Origin of the sequence: Arthrobacter sp. Soil736, assembly GCF_001428005.1 — a bacterium.
In the GTDB taxonomy this organism is placed as follows: domain Bacteria; phylum Actinomycetota; class Actinomycetes; order Actinomycetales; family Micrococcaceae; genus Arthrobacter.
Window position 1 is genome coordinate 147852 of record NZ_LMSB01000056.1, and the last position, 14886, is coordinate 162737.

General features: G+C 67.3%; 14 protein-coding genes and 1 pseudogene. 4 read left to right on the plus strand and 11 right to left on the minus strand.

Going from position 1 to position 14886, the window contains the following annotated elements; genetic code table 11:
* Position 1: 1 nt before the first annotated feature.
* The 6 genes from ASG92_RS23985 to ASG92_RS24010 all read right to left on the minus strand — a co-directional run bounded on the left by ASG92_RS23985 (position 2) and on the right by ASG92_RS24010 (position 4737).
* Entirely contained in the window at positions 2 to 454 is a 453-nt protein-coding gene (locus ASG92_RS23985) for an RDD family protein (protein ID WP_056634461.1), read from the minus strand.
* 116 nt (positions 455 to 570) lie between these two features.
* On the minus strand, positions 571 to 1425 hold the full coding sequence (locus ASG92_RS23990) for a 3-hydroxyacyl-CoA dehydrogenase family protein (protein WP_056634465.1): 855 nt from the start codon (positions 1423 to 1425) through the stop codon (positions 571 to 573).
* Complete coding sequence (locus tag ASG92_RS23995; RefSeq protein WP_056634809.1) at positions 1422 to 2228, minus strand: enoyl-CoA hydratase/isomerase family protein; 807 nt, start codon at positions 2226 to 2228, stop codon at positions 1422 to 1424. Before ASG92_RS23995 ends, ASG92_RS23990 begins: the two co-directional genes overlap by 4 nt.
* A 29-nt stretch (positions 2229 to 2257) precedes the next feature.
* Positions 2258 to 3469, minus strand: coding sequence for an acetyl-CoA C-acyltransferase (locus ASG92_RS24000; protein WP_056634468.1), 1212 nt, complete (start codon positions 3467 to 3469; stop codon positions 2258 to 2260).
* A 120-nt stretch (positions 3470 to 3589) separates the two neighbouring features.
* Positions 3590 to 4279, minus strand: a complete 690-nt coding sequence (locus ASG92_RS24005) for a pentapeptide repeat-containing protein (RefSeq protein ID WP_056634471.1) — start codon at positions 4277 to 4279, stop codon at positions 3590 to 3592.
* On the minus strand, positions 4279 to 4737 hold the full coding sequence (locus ASG92_RS24010) for an SRPBCC family protein (protein WP_056634474.1): 459 nt from the start codon (positions 4735 to 4737) through the stop codon (positions 4279 to 4281). Before ASG92_RS24010 ends, ASG92_RS24005 begins: the two co-directional genes overlap by 1 nt.
* Positions 4738 to 4931: 194 nt before the next feature.
* Between ASG92_RS24010 and ASG92_RS24015 the strand changes: the two genes are divergently transcribed.
* Positions 4932 to 5108 (plus strand): CsbD family protein, encoded by a 177-nt coding sequence (locus ASG92_RS24015; RefSeq protein WP_056634477.1) that lies wholly within the window; start codon positions 4932 to 4934, stop codon positions 5106 to 5108.
* 86 nt (positions 5109 to 5194) lie between these two features.
* Positions 5195 to 5544: pseudogene (locus ASG92_RS27840) on the plus strand (dienelactone hydrolase family protein); the annotation flags it as partial.
* Positions 5545 to 5720: 176 nt separating this feature from the next.
* Here the strand turns inward: ASG92_RS27840 and ASG92_RS24020 are convergent.
* Entirely contained in the window at positions 5721 to 7181 is a 1461-nt protein-coding gene (locus ASG92_RS24020; RefSeq protein ID WP_056634481.1) for an amino acid permease, read from the minus strand.
* 374 nt (positions 7182 to 7555) lie between these two features.
* Here ASG92_RS24020 and ASG92_RS28740 point away from each other — a divergent pair, with 374 nt between their 5' ends.
* Together ASG92_RS28740 and ASG92_RS24030 are read left to right on the plus strand one after the other, a co-directional pair.
* Positions 7556 to 8035: a hypothetical protein gene (locus ASG92_RS28740; protein ID WP_157372459.1), complete on the plus strand. Its 480-nt coding sequence runs from the start codon at positions 7556 to 7558 to the stop codon at positions 8033 to 8035.
* Positions 8032 to 9948, plus strand: coding sequence for a hypothetical protein (locus ASG92_RS24030; RefSeq protein ID WP_056634487.1), 1917 nt, complete (start codon positions 8032 to 8034; stop codon positions 9946 to 9948). Before ASG92_RS28740 ends, ASG92_RS24030 begins: the two co-directional genes overlap by 4 nt.
* Before the next feature lie 159 nt (positions 9949 to 10107).
* Here ASG92_RS24030 and ASG92_RS24035 read toward each other — a convergent pair whose 3' ends face one another.
* The 4 genes from ASG92_RS24035 to ASG92_RS24050 all read right to left on the minus strand — a co-directional run bounded on the left by ASG92_RS24035 (position 10108) and on the right by ASG92_RS24050 (position 14867).
* Positions 10108 to 11892 carry an ABC-F family ATP-binding cassette domain-containing protein gene (locus tag ASG92_RS24035; RefSeq protein WP_056634491.1) on the minus strand — a complete coding sequence of 595 codons (1785 nt, stop codon included), beginning with the start codon at positions 11890 to 11892 and terminating at the stop codon, positions 10108 to 10110.
* 210 nt (positions 11893 to 12102) lie between these two features.
* A complete protein-coding gene (locus ASG92_RS24040; RefSeq protein WP_056634494.1) occupies positions 12103 to 12978 on the minus strand; it encodes a metal ABC transporter permease in 876 nt (291 codons plus the stop codon).
* A gap of 3 nt (positions 12979 to 12981) precedes the next feature.
* Positions 12982 to 13848 (minus strand): metal ABC transporter ATP-binding protein, encoded by an 867-nt coding sequence (locus ASG92_RS24045; protein ID WP_240987279.1) that lies wholly within the window; start codon positions 13846 to 13848, stop codon positions 12982 to 12984.
* Complete coding sequence (locus ASG92_RS24050; RefSeq protein ID WP_082579715.1) at positions 13845 to 14867, minus strand: metal ABC transporter substrate-binding protein; 1023 nt, start codon at positions 14865 to 14867, stop codon at positions 13845 to 13847. The genes ASG92_RS24045 and ASG92_RS24050 overlap by 4 nt, the downstream gene beginning before the upstream one ends.
* Between the last annotated feature and the right edge of the window lie 19 nt (positions 14868 to 14886).

Sequence of the window (14886 nt, forward strand, 5' to 3'; positions counted from 1 at the left end):
GCTAGCTCCAGCGCTCCCAGTAATCGTCCGCGGCCTCGAGGAACCGCCGCCGGCCCGTTCGTTCGCCGATCATGGGGAAACCCTCGAGACCCGGCAACGGCCCGCCGCCAGGCACCGACACGATCACGGCAACCGCCACCCACAGCGGAGGAGCCACGACGCGCACGAGCACCAGTGCAAGTCCATATTTCGCGCCCGGAAGCCGGTTCTTCCAAGTCAGGAAGCGAAACCCCGACACGGCAGACCCCGGCGTGTGTCCTTTAGCGTGCATCGCCCAGAAAATCAGCAGGAGCACCACCCATGCAGCCGCTGGCAGGAGCATGGCGCCCTGCCCATTCCGGTCCGCCCCGAGCGTCACCGCGAGCACGGGCAGAGTCCAGAAAGCCACTGCATCGATCAGGCCGGCAAACAGATGCGAGGGCCATGACACGTAATTGCTCTCGGACGCCGGCATCCCCCGAGTCTAGGGGCGATGAGCCTTCCCGAACGGCATCTGGCTCAAGGCCCCGGCCGATTCGTCAGCCCAAGTCGCCCCGTCAGCCCGGCCAGCCCGCCCGTCAGCCTGGCCTGTCAGTCCGCCCAGTCGAAGAAGCCCTTGCCAGTCTTCCGGCCCAGTTCGCCGCGGGCCACCTTGTCTTTCAGGATCTGCGGCGGCGCGAAGCGCTCCCCCAGGGTCGAGTGCAGGTATTCCGCGATGCCGAGCCGCACATCCAGGCCCACGATGTCGGTGGTCCTGAGCGGACCGGTGGGGTGCTTGTAGCCAAGCACCATGGCCGCGTCGATATCCTCGGCCGATGCCACGCCCTCCTCCACCATGCGCATGGCCTCCAGCGCAATCGCCACGCCCAGGCGTGAGGAGGCAAACCCCGGAGCGTCATTGACGACGACGGCGGTCTTGCCCAGCGCTTCCGTCCAGGCTTTCGCCGCGGTCGCCAGGGCGGTCGACGTTCCCTTGGCCAACACGACTTCGATGAGGGTTGACGCAGGCACGGGGTTGAAGAAGTGCAGCCCCACGAAGTTCGCAGGCCGCTGCAACTGGGCAGCGAGATCCGTCACCGACAGCGAGGACGTGTTGGAGGCCAGGAATGCCTCGTGCCCCAGCTGCTCCTCCACAGCCTTCAGCGCGCTGACCTTCAGCTCAAAGTCCTCCGGGACCGCCTCCACCACCAGGCCGCAGCCGGCAAATGACGAGTAGTCGGTCGAGGTGCTGAACCGGGACAGGACGTCCTCCGCGGACGCCTCGAGCACCCCGCGGGCGGCCGACTTCGCAACAGCATCGGCCACGCGCGTGCGGGCGCCGGCGGCAGCGTCGTCGTCGCGCTCCACCACCACCACGTCGGCGCCCTTGATGAGGAAGGCGTGGGCGATTCCGGCGCCCATCCGGCCGCCGCCGAGGACTCCGACGTGCTGGGGAATGGCGGTCATAGCGTGGTCCTGTCTGTGCTGACTTTGTCTGAGTTTTGTCCGGAGGCCTTCTTGCCGGATGCCTTTTTGTCGAGGAACGCCTGCATGCGGTCGAACTTGGCCTGCGACTCGAAGAGGATTCCCTGCGCCAGCTGGTCGATCAGCGGGTGTGCTTCCGCCGGCGCGTGGAACACGGACTTGGTAATCCGCACGGCCAGCGGATCCTGCCGGGCAATGCGGTCCGCGAGCTGGTGCGCTCCGTCCATGAGCACCGGAGCCTCGTGGATCTCGGTGATCAGGTTGACCCGGAGCGCCTCTTCCGCGCGCAGGACCCGTCCCGCCAGGAGAATCTCCTTGGCCACCGGCTCCCCCACGAGCTCCTTCAGCCGCCAGCTGGCTCCGGCGGCGGCAAGGATTCCGAGGCCGGTTTCGGGATTCCCGATGCGGACACTGGGGGTGCCGATCCGGAAGTCAGCAGCATAAGCCAGCTCAGCCCCGCCGCCCAGGCAGTAGCCGTCCAGCGCCGCAATAACGGGCATGGGCAGCTTGGCAATGCGGACGAAGATCGTGGAGTTGATGCCCTCCAGTGCGTCGTCGCGGCGCCGCTCGCGGAGCTGGGCAATGTCCGCGCCGGAGGCAAACACACCCTCCACCCCGGCGATGATGAGCACCTTGGGATTCTGCTCCAGCGCCCTGCAGACCACATGGAGCTCATCCACCATCTGCTGGTCGATCGCGTTGCGGACTTCAGGGCGGTTCAGCAGCACCACCACGCGGTCGTCGCGCTCTTCGACGAGGATGGCGGTGAAATCCAGGGTGCTCAAGTGTCCGTTCGCGCTGTCCGGGCCCGCCACTAGAGACGCTCCAGCAGCATCGCCGTGCCCTGGCCCACGCCGATGCACATGGTGGCCAGGCCGATCCGCGCATCCTCGCGCTCCATCCGGCCCAGCAGGGTGATGGCGATCCTCGACCCGCTGGAACCCAGCGGATGTCCCAGGGCGATGGCGCCGCCGTCGTTGTTCACGATCCCCGCGTCCAGGCCGAGCCGCCGCATGCTGGCCAGCGACTGCGTGGCGAAAGCTTCATTAAGCTCGACGGCGCCAAGGTCGCCGACGCTGAGCCCGCTTCGCTTGAGCACCTTCTGGGTTGCCGGGACCGGTCCGATGCCCATGATTTCGGGCTCGCAGCCGGCGGACGCGCCGTCGATGATGCGGGCCCGTGGGATGAGGCCGAGCCGTTGGATCGCCGCTTCGGAGGCCACGATGATGGCGGAGGCGCCGTCGTTGAGCGTGGAGGAGTTGCCGGCCGTGACGACGGAGCCGCCGGGAACCACCGGCCGGAGGCCTGCGAGCACGTCCATGGTGGTGCCGGCGCGGGGTCCCTCATCCGTGTCCACCACGGTCTCGGCTTTCCGGGTCTTGACCGTCACCGGGACGATCTCCTCCTTGAAGCGGCCCGCCGCGATGGCTGCGAGGGACTTTTCGTGCGAGCGGACTGCGAAGGCGTCCGCGTCCTCGCGGGAAATTCCGTCCACCCGGCCCACTTCCTCAGCGGTTTCCGGCATGGAGAAGGTCATCTTGCCGTCCCGCGACAGTTGGCCCTTCTTGAACAGCGGGTTCACGAAGCGCCAGCCGATGGAGGTATCGAAGATTTCCCCCGGCTTCGCGAAGGCCGCCTGCGGCTTTTCCTGCACCCAGGGCGCGCGGCTCATGGATTCGACGCCGCCGGCCACCACGATGTCCGCGGCGCCGGACTTGATCATCTGGCTGGCCATGATGATGGCGCTCAGCCCGGAGGCGCACAACCGGTTCACGGTGATGCCCGGGATGTGGAGGGGAAGTCCGGCCAGGATGGTGGCCATCCGCGCAACGTTGCGGTTTTCCTCGCCGGCACCGTTGGCGTTGCCGAGGATCACTTCGTCAATGGCGTCCGGGTCGACTCCCGCCCGCGCCACGGCCTCGCGGACCACCAGTGCGGCCAGATCATCCGGGCGGACCGCCGAGAGCGCACCGCCGTATCGCCCCACCGGGGTGCGGGCACCGCCAACCAGAAAAGCCTCGACCATGAGAACATCCTTTTCGCAGGGAGCTGGGCCGGAACACGAATAAATTACCGACCGTTCGTTCTATAAAGATTACACGGCCAGCCGGAACGGTCAACCAGCCGCTGTCACGGACGCACCGGGTTAGGCCACCACCAGCCCCATATGCGCCGCCAGGAGCGGGGCGATGAGGCCGAGCTGGTAGTCGTCGATCACCACGCCGGCCAGGCTGCCGAGCCCGCTGATGGTCCGGAAATCCGTGCCGCGGAGGTCGAAATCCTTCAGCTTGGCTCCGCTGAGGTCCAGGCTTCCGATGGTGCAGTTCTTCAGCGCAACGCGGGCTCCGGTGACGGAGCCGAGGTCCAGCTCGTTGATGATGCAGTCGCTGATCAGGACATCCGCCAGTCGGGAGCCGCGCAGGTTCACGTAGTCCAGCTTCCCGCCGTCGATCCTCACGGACTGCCAGCCGCTCTCATACAGTTCCGCCGAGCCCCAGCGGGGATTGCTGAACTCGACGTCGTGCAGGGTGGACCGGGCCGCACTGAGGACCGGGGCGTAGGCCTCATTCACGACGCAGTCGCGGAAGCTGGCGCCGCGCAGCTGTGCCTCATTGAAGGAAACCCCGGCAAATTCGCACTCCGCAAAAACAATGCCGCTCAGCTCCAGGCCGTCGGCGTCCGCCCTGCTGTACCGCACGCCGTCGTACCTCTCGGCACGCCGGAAGTCCGGCGCGTCATCATCCCGCAGCCCCTCCAGCCGGACAGCCGCGAGCCGCGGGGGCGTGACCTTCAAAGCCTTGCCGTGCGCGGGTTTTCCCGCCGGCCTCCCCGCCACTACAGCGACTCTGCTTTCGCTGCGATCTCGGCGAGGTCCTTCGCGAGCGCCTTCCGCGTGATGCTCATGCCGATCCGGCCGAAAAGGGCCATCATGATCCTGCTGAGGACCGTTGGCCTGAGCACCTCCGCGCCGAAGGTCAGCGTCAGGTCAGTCCCGCCGTCCCGCTCCGCCAGCGTGAACCGGGAGGTGTAGTCGGCTCCGCCCTGCAGCGCCTTGACCGTGGTGCTGCGCGGCGGGTCGGTCTGGGACACCCACATTTCCACCGTTTCGCGCCGGCCCAACATGGACCGGGTTTCCTTCCAGCGGGTGCCTTCGCCGTACGGGCCCTCGCTGACCATCTGGATGGATTCGACGCCCGAAAGCGTGGCCGCCGACCCCGGGATGTCCGAAATCACCGCCCAAACGTTCTCCGGGCTTGCGTTTACGTGCTGAGTCAGGCTGGTGCTGTGATCCATGCTCCGAGCCTAGTGCCGGGGACCGACATTGAGCACCCGGCGGCGGCGGCCCGGCAGCACCCGGCGGCGGCGGCCCGGCAGCACCCGGCGGCCGCACCTCCCAACCCGACCCCCGCCTTGAATTAGTAAGCATGCTTTGTGTTAGGCTGAAGCGGCTTTGTCAGATCAACCGGCAACGGAAGGTGGTCCCCACCATGGGCATCGGAGACAAGATTCAGAACGCCGCTGAGGACTTCGGCGGCAAGGCGAAGGAAGCCGCCGGCAACGCCACGGACAATGACCGCCTGAAGGCAGAGGGCCAGAAGGAACAGGTTGTTGCGGACGCCAAGAAGGTCGGCGAAGACGTCAAGGACGAGTTCAAGAGGGACTAGCTCCTGACGGACCTGCATACGCACCGACGGCGGACTCTCCTTGGGGGGAGCCCGCCGTCGGTGTTTGCGTCTGCAACACTGTGCCCATGACGCACGTAGACCTGAGCCAAGCCAGCATCGCCGCCGGCGGGTCGCTCAACCTGGGCGGCTACCTTGCCACGCCAGAAGGACCCGGCCCGTTTCCCGCCGTCGTGATGATCCACGAAGCCTTCGGCCTCAACGATCAGATGCGCCGCCACGCAGACCGGCTCGCCGCCAATGACGGCTTTGACGCCGCGTCGGTCAACTACGGCCGCCTCCCCGCGATCTGGGCACAGCGCTGCAGGGTGCTTGCCCGGTGGTGGCAAACTACGGCGGGAAGGACCGGACGCTGCAGGGCGCCGCCGCCAGGCTCGAAGCCGCGCTGGATTCCCTCGGCGTCGAGCACGACGTCAAGTAGTTCCCCAGCGCCGGCCATTCCTTCCTGACATCGGTTGCTCCACAACGGCCCTTTTGAACGCTCAGAAGGGCACCTATGGAGCAACCGATGGGGAGAACGACGACGGCGGGCGCCTCCCCGAAAGGAGGGCCCGCCGTCGTCCGGCGACTCAGCGCCGGACCGCTTGGGTGGAACTAGCTGAACAGCTCGCTCTTGGGCTCGTTGTTCTTGACCTTCTGCCAGCCGAGCCACAGCACGACGGCGAAGAACGGGATGGTCGCCAGGGTCCAGAGGCCGAGGTGGAAGACCTCGCCGGTCTTGCTGGTCATGGTGTCGAAGCCGATCAGCACGGCGATGGCCAGCAGTGCGACAAGTCCGGCCCAGCTGGTCCACGGCGAGCCGGGCATCGGGAGGCTGGAGACCTTGCCCTTCTGGTGGCGCAGTGCGATCTGGCTCGCGAAGATGGCGCCCCACGTGAAGATCACGCCGATGGACGCGGTGTTGAGCGCGAGGTCGAACGCGTGCGAGCCGCCGAGCCAGATGTTCAGCAGGATGCCCACCAGGTAGAAGGCGGCGATGGCCAGGATCGCTGCGTACGGAACGTGGCGCGAGGACATCTTGGTGAGCCACTGCGGCGCGTGGCCGTTGTTGGCCATGGTGCGGAAGACGCGGCCGATCGAGTACAGGCCCGAGTTGCAGGAGGACAGCGCCGCGGTGATGACGATCATGTTCATGACGTCGCCCACCCAGCCGAGGCCCATCTGGCCGAAGACGGTGACGAACGGGGACACGCCGGCCTTGTACTGGTCGGACGGCAGCAGCATGGCCAGAAGAAGCACGGAGCCGACGTAGAAGACCACAATGCGGAGCACGACGGCGCGGATCGCCTTGGGTACCTCGCGTTCCGGATTCTGCATCTCGCCGGCGGTGATGCCGACGAGCTCGATGCCGTTGTAGGCGAAGATGACGGCGTTGAGCACCAGCACCATCACGAGGGCGCCCTTGGGGAACATGCCGCCGTCGCCGTCGAACAGGTTTGCCACGGAGGCGTGGCCGCCGCCGACCTTGGCGTTGGTGATCACCATGAAGGAGCCCACGGCCAGGAAGATCAGGATGGCGCCGACCTTGAGGCAGGACGCCCAGAATTCAAACTCGCCGAACGCCTTGACACTCAGCAGGTTCACGGCCACGAGCAGTGCCAGCGCCGCAATGGCGGAGGCCTCGACCGGCACGTTGGGGAAGAAGAACTGGAAGTACAGGCCGATCGCGATCAGCTCCGCGATCCCCGTCATGCCCCAGTTGATGAAGTACATCCAGCCGGAAAGGAAGGCGCCCTTCTTGCCGAACATTTCACCTGCGTAGCTGACGAACGAGCCGGAGGTCTGGCGGTACATGACGAGCTCGCCGAGCGCCCGCATCAGCAGGAAGGCGATGACGCCGGCAATGGCGTAGGAGAAGATCAGCGCCGGGCCGGTGGAGGCCAGGCGTCCGCCCGCACCCATGAAGAGACCGACGCCGATGGCGCCGCCCATGGCGATCATGGTGACGTGGCGCCGGCCCAGGGTCTTTTTGTAGCCCTCGGCGCTGAGGGTCGAGTCGACGGCGATGGATGGTGCCGTCGGGCTCTTAAGTTCTGTGGGGGTACTTTGAGGCACAGCTGTTCCTTGTAGGTCGGGGGGATGCCGTAGGTGGGCAATGCCGGTTCCGGAACCTGGAGTTTTTGCACAGATAATTCGAGTCCCGGCCCCTCATGAGGGCCGTATGCGTGCAAAAACTCGCGAAGCATCGAAGGTTCGCGCGGCTCATCCATCTTACAAGATTTCCGGAGTGCTCCGTGACGCGGGCAACATTTCCGGCCGCCACAGCGTCCCGGGCTGCCGCGACCGGCGCCTAACTCGAATGGATAAAATCCTCCAGATTGTCGCCGATTACCGCTACCCTGAGCACCATGGGCCGGGACCTGTTCGGGCCCTGCGTCCACGCCGCTCGCGCGGGCACATGGCACTCGTGCCATTCCTCAGGGGGGACTATGAGAAAGAGAGCACTACTGCCTGCAGCGCTGCTGCTGGCAGTTGCGGGGTGTTCAGGCGGCGGCTCCGGCCCTGCCGAACCGAGCGCAAGCCAATCGGCACCTTCACCAACGGCAACGACTTCGACGGCGGGGTCTCAGACGCCGACCGAGTCCGAGCCGGCCACCACCGCACCATCCTTGCCCACGGACGTCTCCACTTCGCTGAATGCGATCGACGCCCTGCAGAAACACACGTGCACGGCGGGCCCGGACGGGTCCTGGACGTTCAAGGGCACGCTGGTCAACAAGTCCGACCGTGCCAAGACGTACTCGGTGGCGGTCGCCGTGACCGTCGGGGCTGCGGTTCAGGGCCATGCCCTCATCACGGAAACCGTCCAGCCAGGGAAGTCGGCGGACGTGTCAGCCGAGAACTTTGCGAAAACCACGGGCCAACAGGGCACGTGTGAACCGGTTGTCTCGGTGGAGGACGCTTCGTGAAAAAAACATTACTTGCGGCTGCCCTGCTCCTGAGCTTCGCGGCCGGATCCTTTGCGCCCTCGCCCGCCCTTGCCGACGAGGCCGCGCCGTCCACGCCGCCGGCCACGGATACAGCGCCGGCCACGGATACGGGGAGCCTGCCCGCAACGGCAGAAGCCACTCCGCAGCCCGACACCCCGCCAGCTCCGGCCGAGACGCCTGGAACAGGCGAAATGCTGGGCACTCAACTGGCCGATCCGAGCACCGACCCCGTGCCCGATCCTGCGGCGCCCGATCCGGCGCCCGATCCGGCGCCTGACCCGGAACCGGAGTTCGTCACGCGCGGCGGCATCGGTTCCAAGTGGCTCGCCCTGGGCGGCGAGGACGGCGTTCTCGGCGCGCCGACGGCCAACGAGCAGTGCTCGGCAGGCCTTTGCGTCCAGACGTTCACGGGCGGCTCGATCTATTGGGCCTCCGCCACCGGCGCCCATCCTGTTTTCACGGCCTCCGGACGCACCGGGCCGCAGTGGCATGCAGCCGGGGGGCTTCCCACGTTCGGGTATCCGATCACCGATGAAACGGTCATCGGCGGCAAGTCCCTGCAGAAGTTCTCCAGCGGAAAAGTGCTGGTCTGGACTGGCACGCAGTTCCTGAATTTCTCCACCAGGACCGGCATCGGCAGTCGCTGGGCGGCGTCAGGTGCCGAAACCTTGCTGGGCCTGCCGTTGGCTGCTGAAGTCTGCGGGCTGAAGGGCGGGGGCTGTTCGCAGGCCTTTGATCGCGGGGCGATTTTCTGGTCGCCCCTGATCGGAGCGCAAGTGGTCCGCGGCGGCATCGCCGGACGATGGCGCGCGGCCGCAGCCCAAAATGGCGTCCTGGGCTACCCCACCGCCGGCGAGCTCTGCGGCCAGGCCGCCGGGGGCTGCAGCCAGAAATTCCAGGGCGGATTCATCTACTGGTCACCGGCCACGGGAGCCTGGATCACCCGTGCCGGCATCGGCGGCCGCTACGCTGCGGCGGGCGCAAACCGCAGTTCCCTCGGGTACCCGCTGGCCAACGAGGCCTGCGGCCAGCCGGCAAGCGGCTGCCTCCAGCGCTTCCAGGGCGGAACAATTCACTGGTCCCCCACCACCAGCGCCTGGATTGTCCGGGGCGGAATCGGCGGCAGGTACGCCGCCAGCGGCGGAGCCGGCGGAACACTCGGCTATCCCACGGCCAACGAGAAGTGCTCGCCCGGACAGTGCATCCAGTCGTTCCAGCGCGGCTTCATCAGCTGGGTGTCAGCGGCGGGCACCCGGACGTATGCCATGACCGAGTGCCAGAAGCTGAACAACGGACGGTCCAAGTACTCCACGTACGGAGCCAACCGGGTCCTCCTCACGTTCACGCAGGGCTACGGGTTCTCCCGGGCCACCAACGTCTACTGCGTCCGGATCGCAGGCACGTACGTCCCGGACTGGAAGACCGACGGCTACGTGGGCGCGTCCGGATTCAAGCCGCCGGGCGTCGCCTCCGGACCCACCCGCAACCTGTACTCGCCCACCGGCTCCTACTCGGTCACCGAAGCCTTCGGCCTGGGCAACCCGGGAACGAAGCTTGCCTACCGCACGCTGAACCCCCGCTCCCGCTGGGGCGGAAACCCCTGGACCGCGACATACAACAAGTACTTCGAGTCCTCCTCCTGGGTGGGCTGGGACGAGAACATGTGGTACTTCGCCACCCGCGCCACCCATGACTACCGTCAGGGCGTGGTGGTCAACTACAACCGCCCCAATATTGTCCAGGACGCCGGCTTCGCCATCTTCCTGCACATGAACAAGGTCCCGACGGCGGGATGCATCTCGCTGGACGACTGGGCAGTTGTTGACTACATCAGGAAGTCGACGCCAGGTGACCGGATCATCATGGGAACCTACAACGACCTCTTCCGGTAGCCGGACGGAACCGGTTCCGACTACAGCAGAGGCACTCTGACGCCAGGTGCCGGCGGCCGCCAGCCGCCGGCACCTGGCGTCAGCCGTTTACGGGCAGGTTCTTGCCCTGCCGTCTGGCAGCCGACTGGCAGCCGTCCGGCCGCCGTCGACGCGGGCACCCTAAGCGGACGCGGGTGCCGGCTCCAGGATGCCGCCCTCCATGGTGTACCTCAGCCACGTGCCGCGGGGCGGCGCCGCGGACATTCCCGAGGGATGATCCGCACCGCGCTCCGCCGGCCGGTCGCGGGACCGGTCAGCGCAGTCGCTGAACCACTGGCGCAGCGCGCGGTCATGGCTGACCATCACGAGCGTTCCGCTGAAGCCGGCCAGGGCGGTCTCAAGCTCCTCCACGAGCACGGGCGCCAGGTGGTTGGTGGGTTCATCAAGCAGCATGACGTCGTTGTGGCCCAGCAGCAGCCGGGCCAGCGCCAGCCTCCGCTGCTGCCCGGCGGACAGGCCGCCCACCGGCACGTGGAACTCGCTGGCGCGGAAGAGCCCGAGGCGCAGCAGTGCCTCGGCGTGGTCGTCAATGTTGCCGCCCAGTCCGGCGGCAAACGCCGGGAGCAGGCGCAGTGCCGGATACCGCGGCGGCTCGAGCTCCTGCTGGAGATACCCGATCCGCCCTCGACGCTCCACCTCGCCCACGGGGGCCTCCAGCGTGCCTGCCAGCAGCGAAAGCAGCGTGGATTTCCCCGCCCCGTTGGGGCCCGTGATCAGGATCTTCTGGCCCCGGTCCACGCGGAATTCGGACAGCTCCAGCCGGCCCGGCAGCCGTGCTTTGCGCGCCCTCAACACCAGGTTGGACGCTTCGCCGCCAGCCGCCCCACCCCCGGCCGCCGCACCGGGGTCCGTACCCGCGCCAGGCACCGGGACATCCTCCAGCCCGGCATCCAGTTTCAGGCGTTCCGGCGGACGCTCCACCGGGTTGGCTTCCAGGCGGCGGAGCCGTTCCTGGGCGTTGCGGATTTTGCTCGTGGCGGCGCGCTCCCACGTGCCGGCCTTGAAGTCGAAACCCATCTTGTCGCCGTCGCGCTGGCGGGCGTACCCCATCTTTGTGGCGACGGTTTCGGCCTGCAGCTGTTCCGCAGCCATTGCGTCGATCCACCCGTGGTACTGCTGCACCCAGCGCTGGCGTTCGGCTCTCTTCTCCTTCAGGTAGCCGTCGTAGCCGTTGCCGTAGCGGTTCACGGTGCGGCGTTCGGCATCCACTTCAATCACAGTGGACGCGACCCTCCTGAGCAGCACGCGGTCGTGCGAGACCACCACCACGGTCCCGCGGTGCGCTGCGAGGCGGTTCTCCAGCCAGGCCGTACCGCTGGCGTCGAGGTGGTTGGTGGGCTCGTCCAGGAGCAGGATGTCCGCCGGGTCGGCCAGCAGGCACGCCAGCGCAACCCGTTCCTGTTCACCGCCGGACAGCGACCCCAGCGTCCGGCCCCGCTCCACGCCGCCCAGGCCCAGCCGGTCCAGCGCCGCCTCCACCCGCGATTCCGCGGCATAGCCCTCGCGCAGCTGGTACTGGGTCTGCAGGCTCCCGTAGGCCTCGAGTTCGTGTGCTTCGGCCGAGGCCAGCCCTGCCTCCAGCCGCTCCAGTTCGGCTTCCATGTCCCGCAGGGCACGCAGGGCGTCGTCAATGGCGTCGGCAACGGTCAACCCCGCCGGCAGGCCTGAGGTCTGGGCAAGGTATCCCACGCGGCCCTGGCGTACGGCCGTGCCTGAGTCCGGCGCCTCATGTCCTGCCAGGATCCGCAACAGGGTGGACTTGCCTGCGCCGTTTTCGCCGACGATCGCCACATGTTCGCCCGGCGCTATCACCAGCTCGACGCCGGCAAAGAGTTCGCAGTCCCCGTAACCGTGGGTGACACCGGAAAGGCGCAGCTGTTCAGCACGGGCGGTGGGTTCAGTCATGGGAAGTCCTCGCAATCCGAAGGGCGGCCCCGGAGCGTGTCCGGCAGGGATCTGATCCGCTGCGGAACTCCGCGGGCCCGGTCGACGGGGTGCAGCGCGGCCAGGTGCCGGCGCCGCGAACTAGGACTTCATGCGTCAAGCGTGCCCGGCGGCGGCGGTGCCGTCAAGGCGCGCACCGCCGCCGGGCTGACCTCAAACCGCAGGCGCGGCTTAGACGGCGAGCGCAGCTGCCTTCCGGCGGCGGGCCTTCGCCAGCCGGGTGCCGATCAGTCCTTGCCGTGGGCTGAACAGATAGACGACGGCGAACACCGCACCCTGCGTCAGCACCACCATGGCGCCGGACGCCGTGTCCAGGTAGTAGCTGAAGTAGATCCCGGCGATGGAGCACGTCGCGGAAATCACCGGAGCGATCACCAGCATGCGCGAAAACCGGTCCGTCAACAGGTACGCCGTGGCGCCAGGAATGATGAGCATGGCCACCACCAGCACCACGCCCACCGTCTGCAGTGCCACCACGGACGTCAGCGCCAGGAGGCCCAGCAGCAATGCCCCCAGCCGTTTCGGGGACAGCCCGATGGCGTGGGCGTGCGTGGGATCGAAGGCGTAGAGGGTGAGATCGCGCCGCTTCAGGATCAGGATGGCGAACGCCACGACCCCCAGCACGAGGACCTGGATGAGGTCCGGGATGCTGACGCCCAGCAGGTTCCCGAAGATGATGTGGTTCAGGTCGGTCTGGCTCGGTGTGACGGAGATGAGCACCAGGCCGAGGGCGAAGAGGGACGTGAAAACGATGCCGATGGCGGCGTCCTCCTTGACCCGGCTGGTGTTCCGGACCACCCCGATCAGGGTCACTGCGATCAGGGCAAACACCAGGGCGCCGAGCGCGAAGGGCGCGCCCACGATGTAGGCAAGCACGACGCCGGGAAGCACCGCATGGGAGACGGCATCGCCCATGAGCGACCAGCCGATGAGCACCAGCCAGCAGCTCAGCACCGCGCAGACAATGGCGGCGAGCGCGGTGGTGAGGATGGCGCGGACCATGAAGTCGTAGCCGAGGGGTTCCAGCAGGAGGCTGATCAGGTCCATGGCTCAGTTCCTCCGTTCGGTGCCGGCACTGGATCCGGCGGCGGTGCCGGCACTGGGTCCGGCGTGGCGGGCTGCGGGGTGATGGCCGGCGCCGCTCCGGTTCAGGACATCGAGGCCGAACGCCATGGCGAGGTTCTCCGGCTGCAGCACCACTTCGGGATCCCCGTGCATAAGCACCTTGCGCATGAGCAGCACAGCCTCATCGCACAGGTGCGGCAGGGCGTGGAGGTCGTGCGTGGAGATCAGGATGGTGCACCCGTCGGAGGCGAGTTCGCGCAGCAGGCGTGTAATGGTGGCCTCCGAGCGCTTATCCACGCCGGCGAACGGCTCGTCCAGGAGCATCATGGTGGCGCCCTGGGCGATGCCCCGCGCCACGAACGCGCGCTTCTTCTGCCCGCCGGACAGCTGGCCGATCTGCCGGTTCGCAAACTCGGAGAGTTCCACGCGCTCCAGGGCGTCGTCGACGGCGGCGCGGTCCGCCTTGGACGGACGGCGGGTGAATCCCTGGTGCCCGTAGCGGCCCATCATCACCACGTCCCGGACGGAGAGCGGGAACTGCCAGTCCACGTCCTCGCTCTGCGGAACGTAGCCGATGCCGCCTTCCTTTCGGGCCTTGGCCGGCGGCGCACCGTTGATCAGTACGCGCCCGGCATCCGGCTTGATCATGCCCATGATGGCCTTGAACAGCGTCGACTTTCCCGAGCCGTTCATGCCGATCAACCCGCAGATCCTGGCGTGGTCGAGGCTCAGGGAGGCGCCGTCGAGGGCAAGGACCTCGCCGTAGTGCACCGTGACGTTGTCCACCAGGATGGCGGGGTGCAGCGCGGCAGGCTCAGCCGTGGCCGGCCGCGGCGTGGCGTGGGCGATCATGATGCCGCCTCCGTAAGTGCAGTGGTGATCAGCTGGGAGTCGTGCCGGATGAGGTCAAGGTAGGTTGGCACGGGCCCGTCCGCTTCGGAGAGCGAGTCCACATACAGCACTCCGCCGAACTTGGCGCCGGTGGCTTCCACCACCTGCTTCATCGGGGCGTCGGACACCGTGGACTCACAGAAGACGGCCGGGACCTTGTTCTTCCGGACGAAGCCGATGGCATCAGTAATCTGTTGGGGCGTTGCCTGCTGCTCCGCGTTGACCGCCCAGATGTACACCTCTTCCAGGCCGGCGTCCCGAGTCAGGTAGGAGAACGCGCCTTCGCAGGTCACGAGCGCCCGCTGCTTCTTGGGAACAACAGCCAGCTTGGCCTTCATCTCGTCCTGCACAGCCTGCAGCTTCGCCTTGTAGGCCTTGCCGTTCGCTTCGAAGACCGAGGCGTTCTGGGGATCCAGCTCGGAGAAGGCCTTCACCATGTTGTCCACGTAGATCTGCACGTTGACCGGCGACATCCACGCATGCGGGTTCGGCTTGCCCTTGTAGGAGTCCTCGCTGATGGGCATCACGTCCACGCCCTCGCTGACCACCGCGTGCCGCACGTCCATGCCCTCCACGAACTGCGCGAACCACGCCTCGAGGTTGAGCCCGTTGTCCAGGATCAGGTCCGCCTGCGATGCCTTCCGGATGTCACCCGGAGTGGGTTCGTAACCGTGGATTTCCGCACCTGCCTTGGTGATGGACTCCACCCGCAGCTTGTCCCCCGCCACGTTCTGGGCGACGTCCGCCAGCACCGTGAACGTGGTCAGGACCACCGGGCGGCCGTCGTCGCCCTTCCCGGAGGCGTTGCCTCCGCAGGCGGCCAGGGCCAGGGTGAGAAGCACGACGGCGGCGGCTCCTGTCCCGCGGGCGGCAGCGGAACGGCGGGAAACGGGCGGGTTAGGCCCGGCGTGCGTCGTCGCACGCCGGCGGGCGAAGGCTCGGTGGACTACTTTGGCGCACCGAAACAGAAAGTTAGGCATGCCGAACATTCTACCCGTG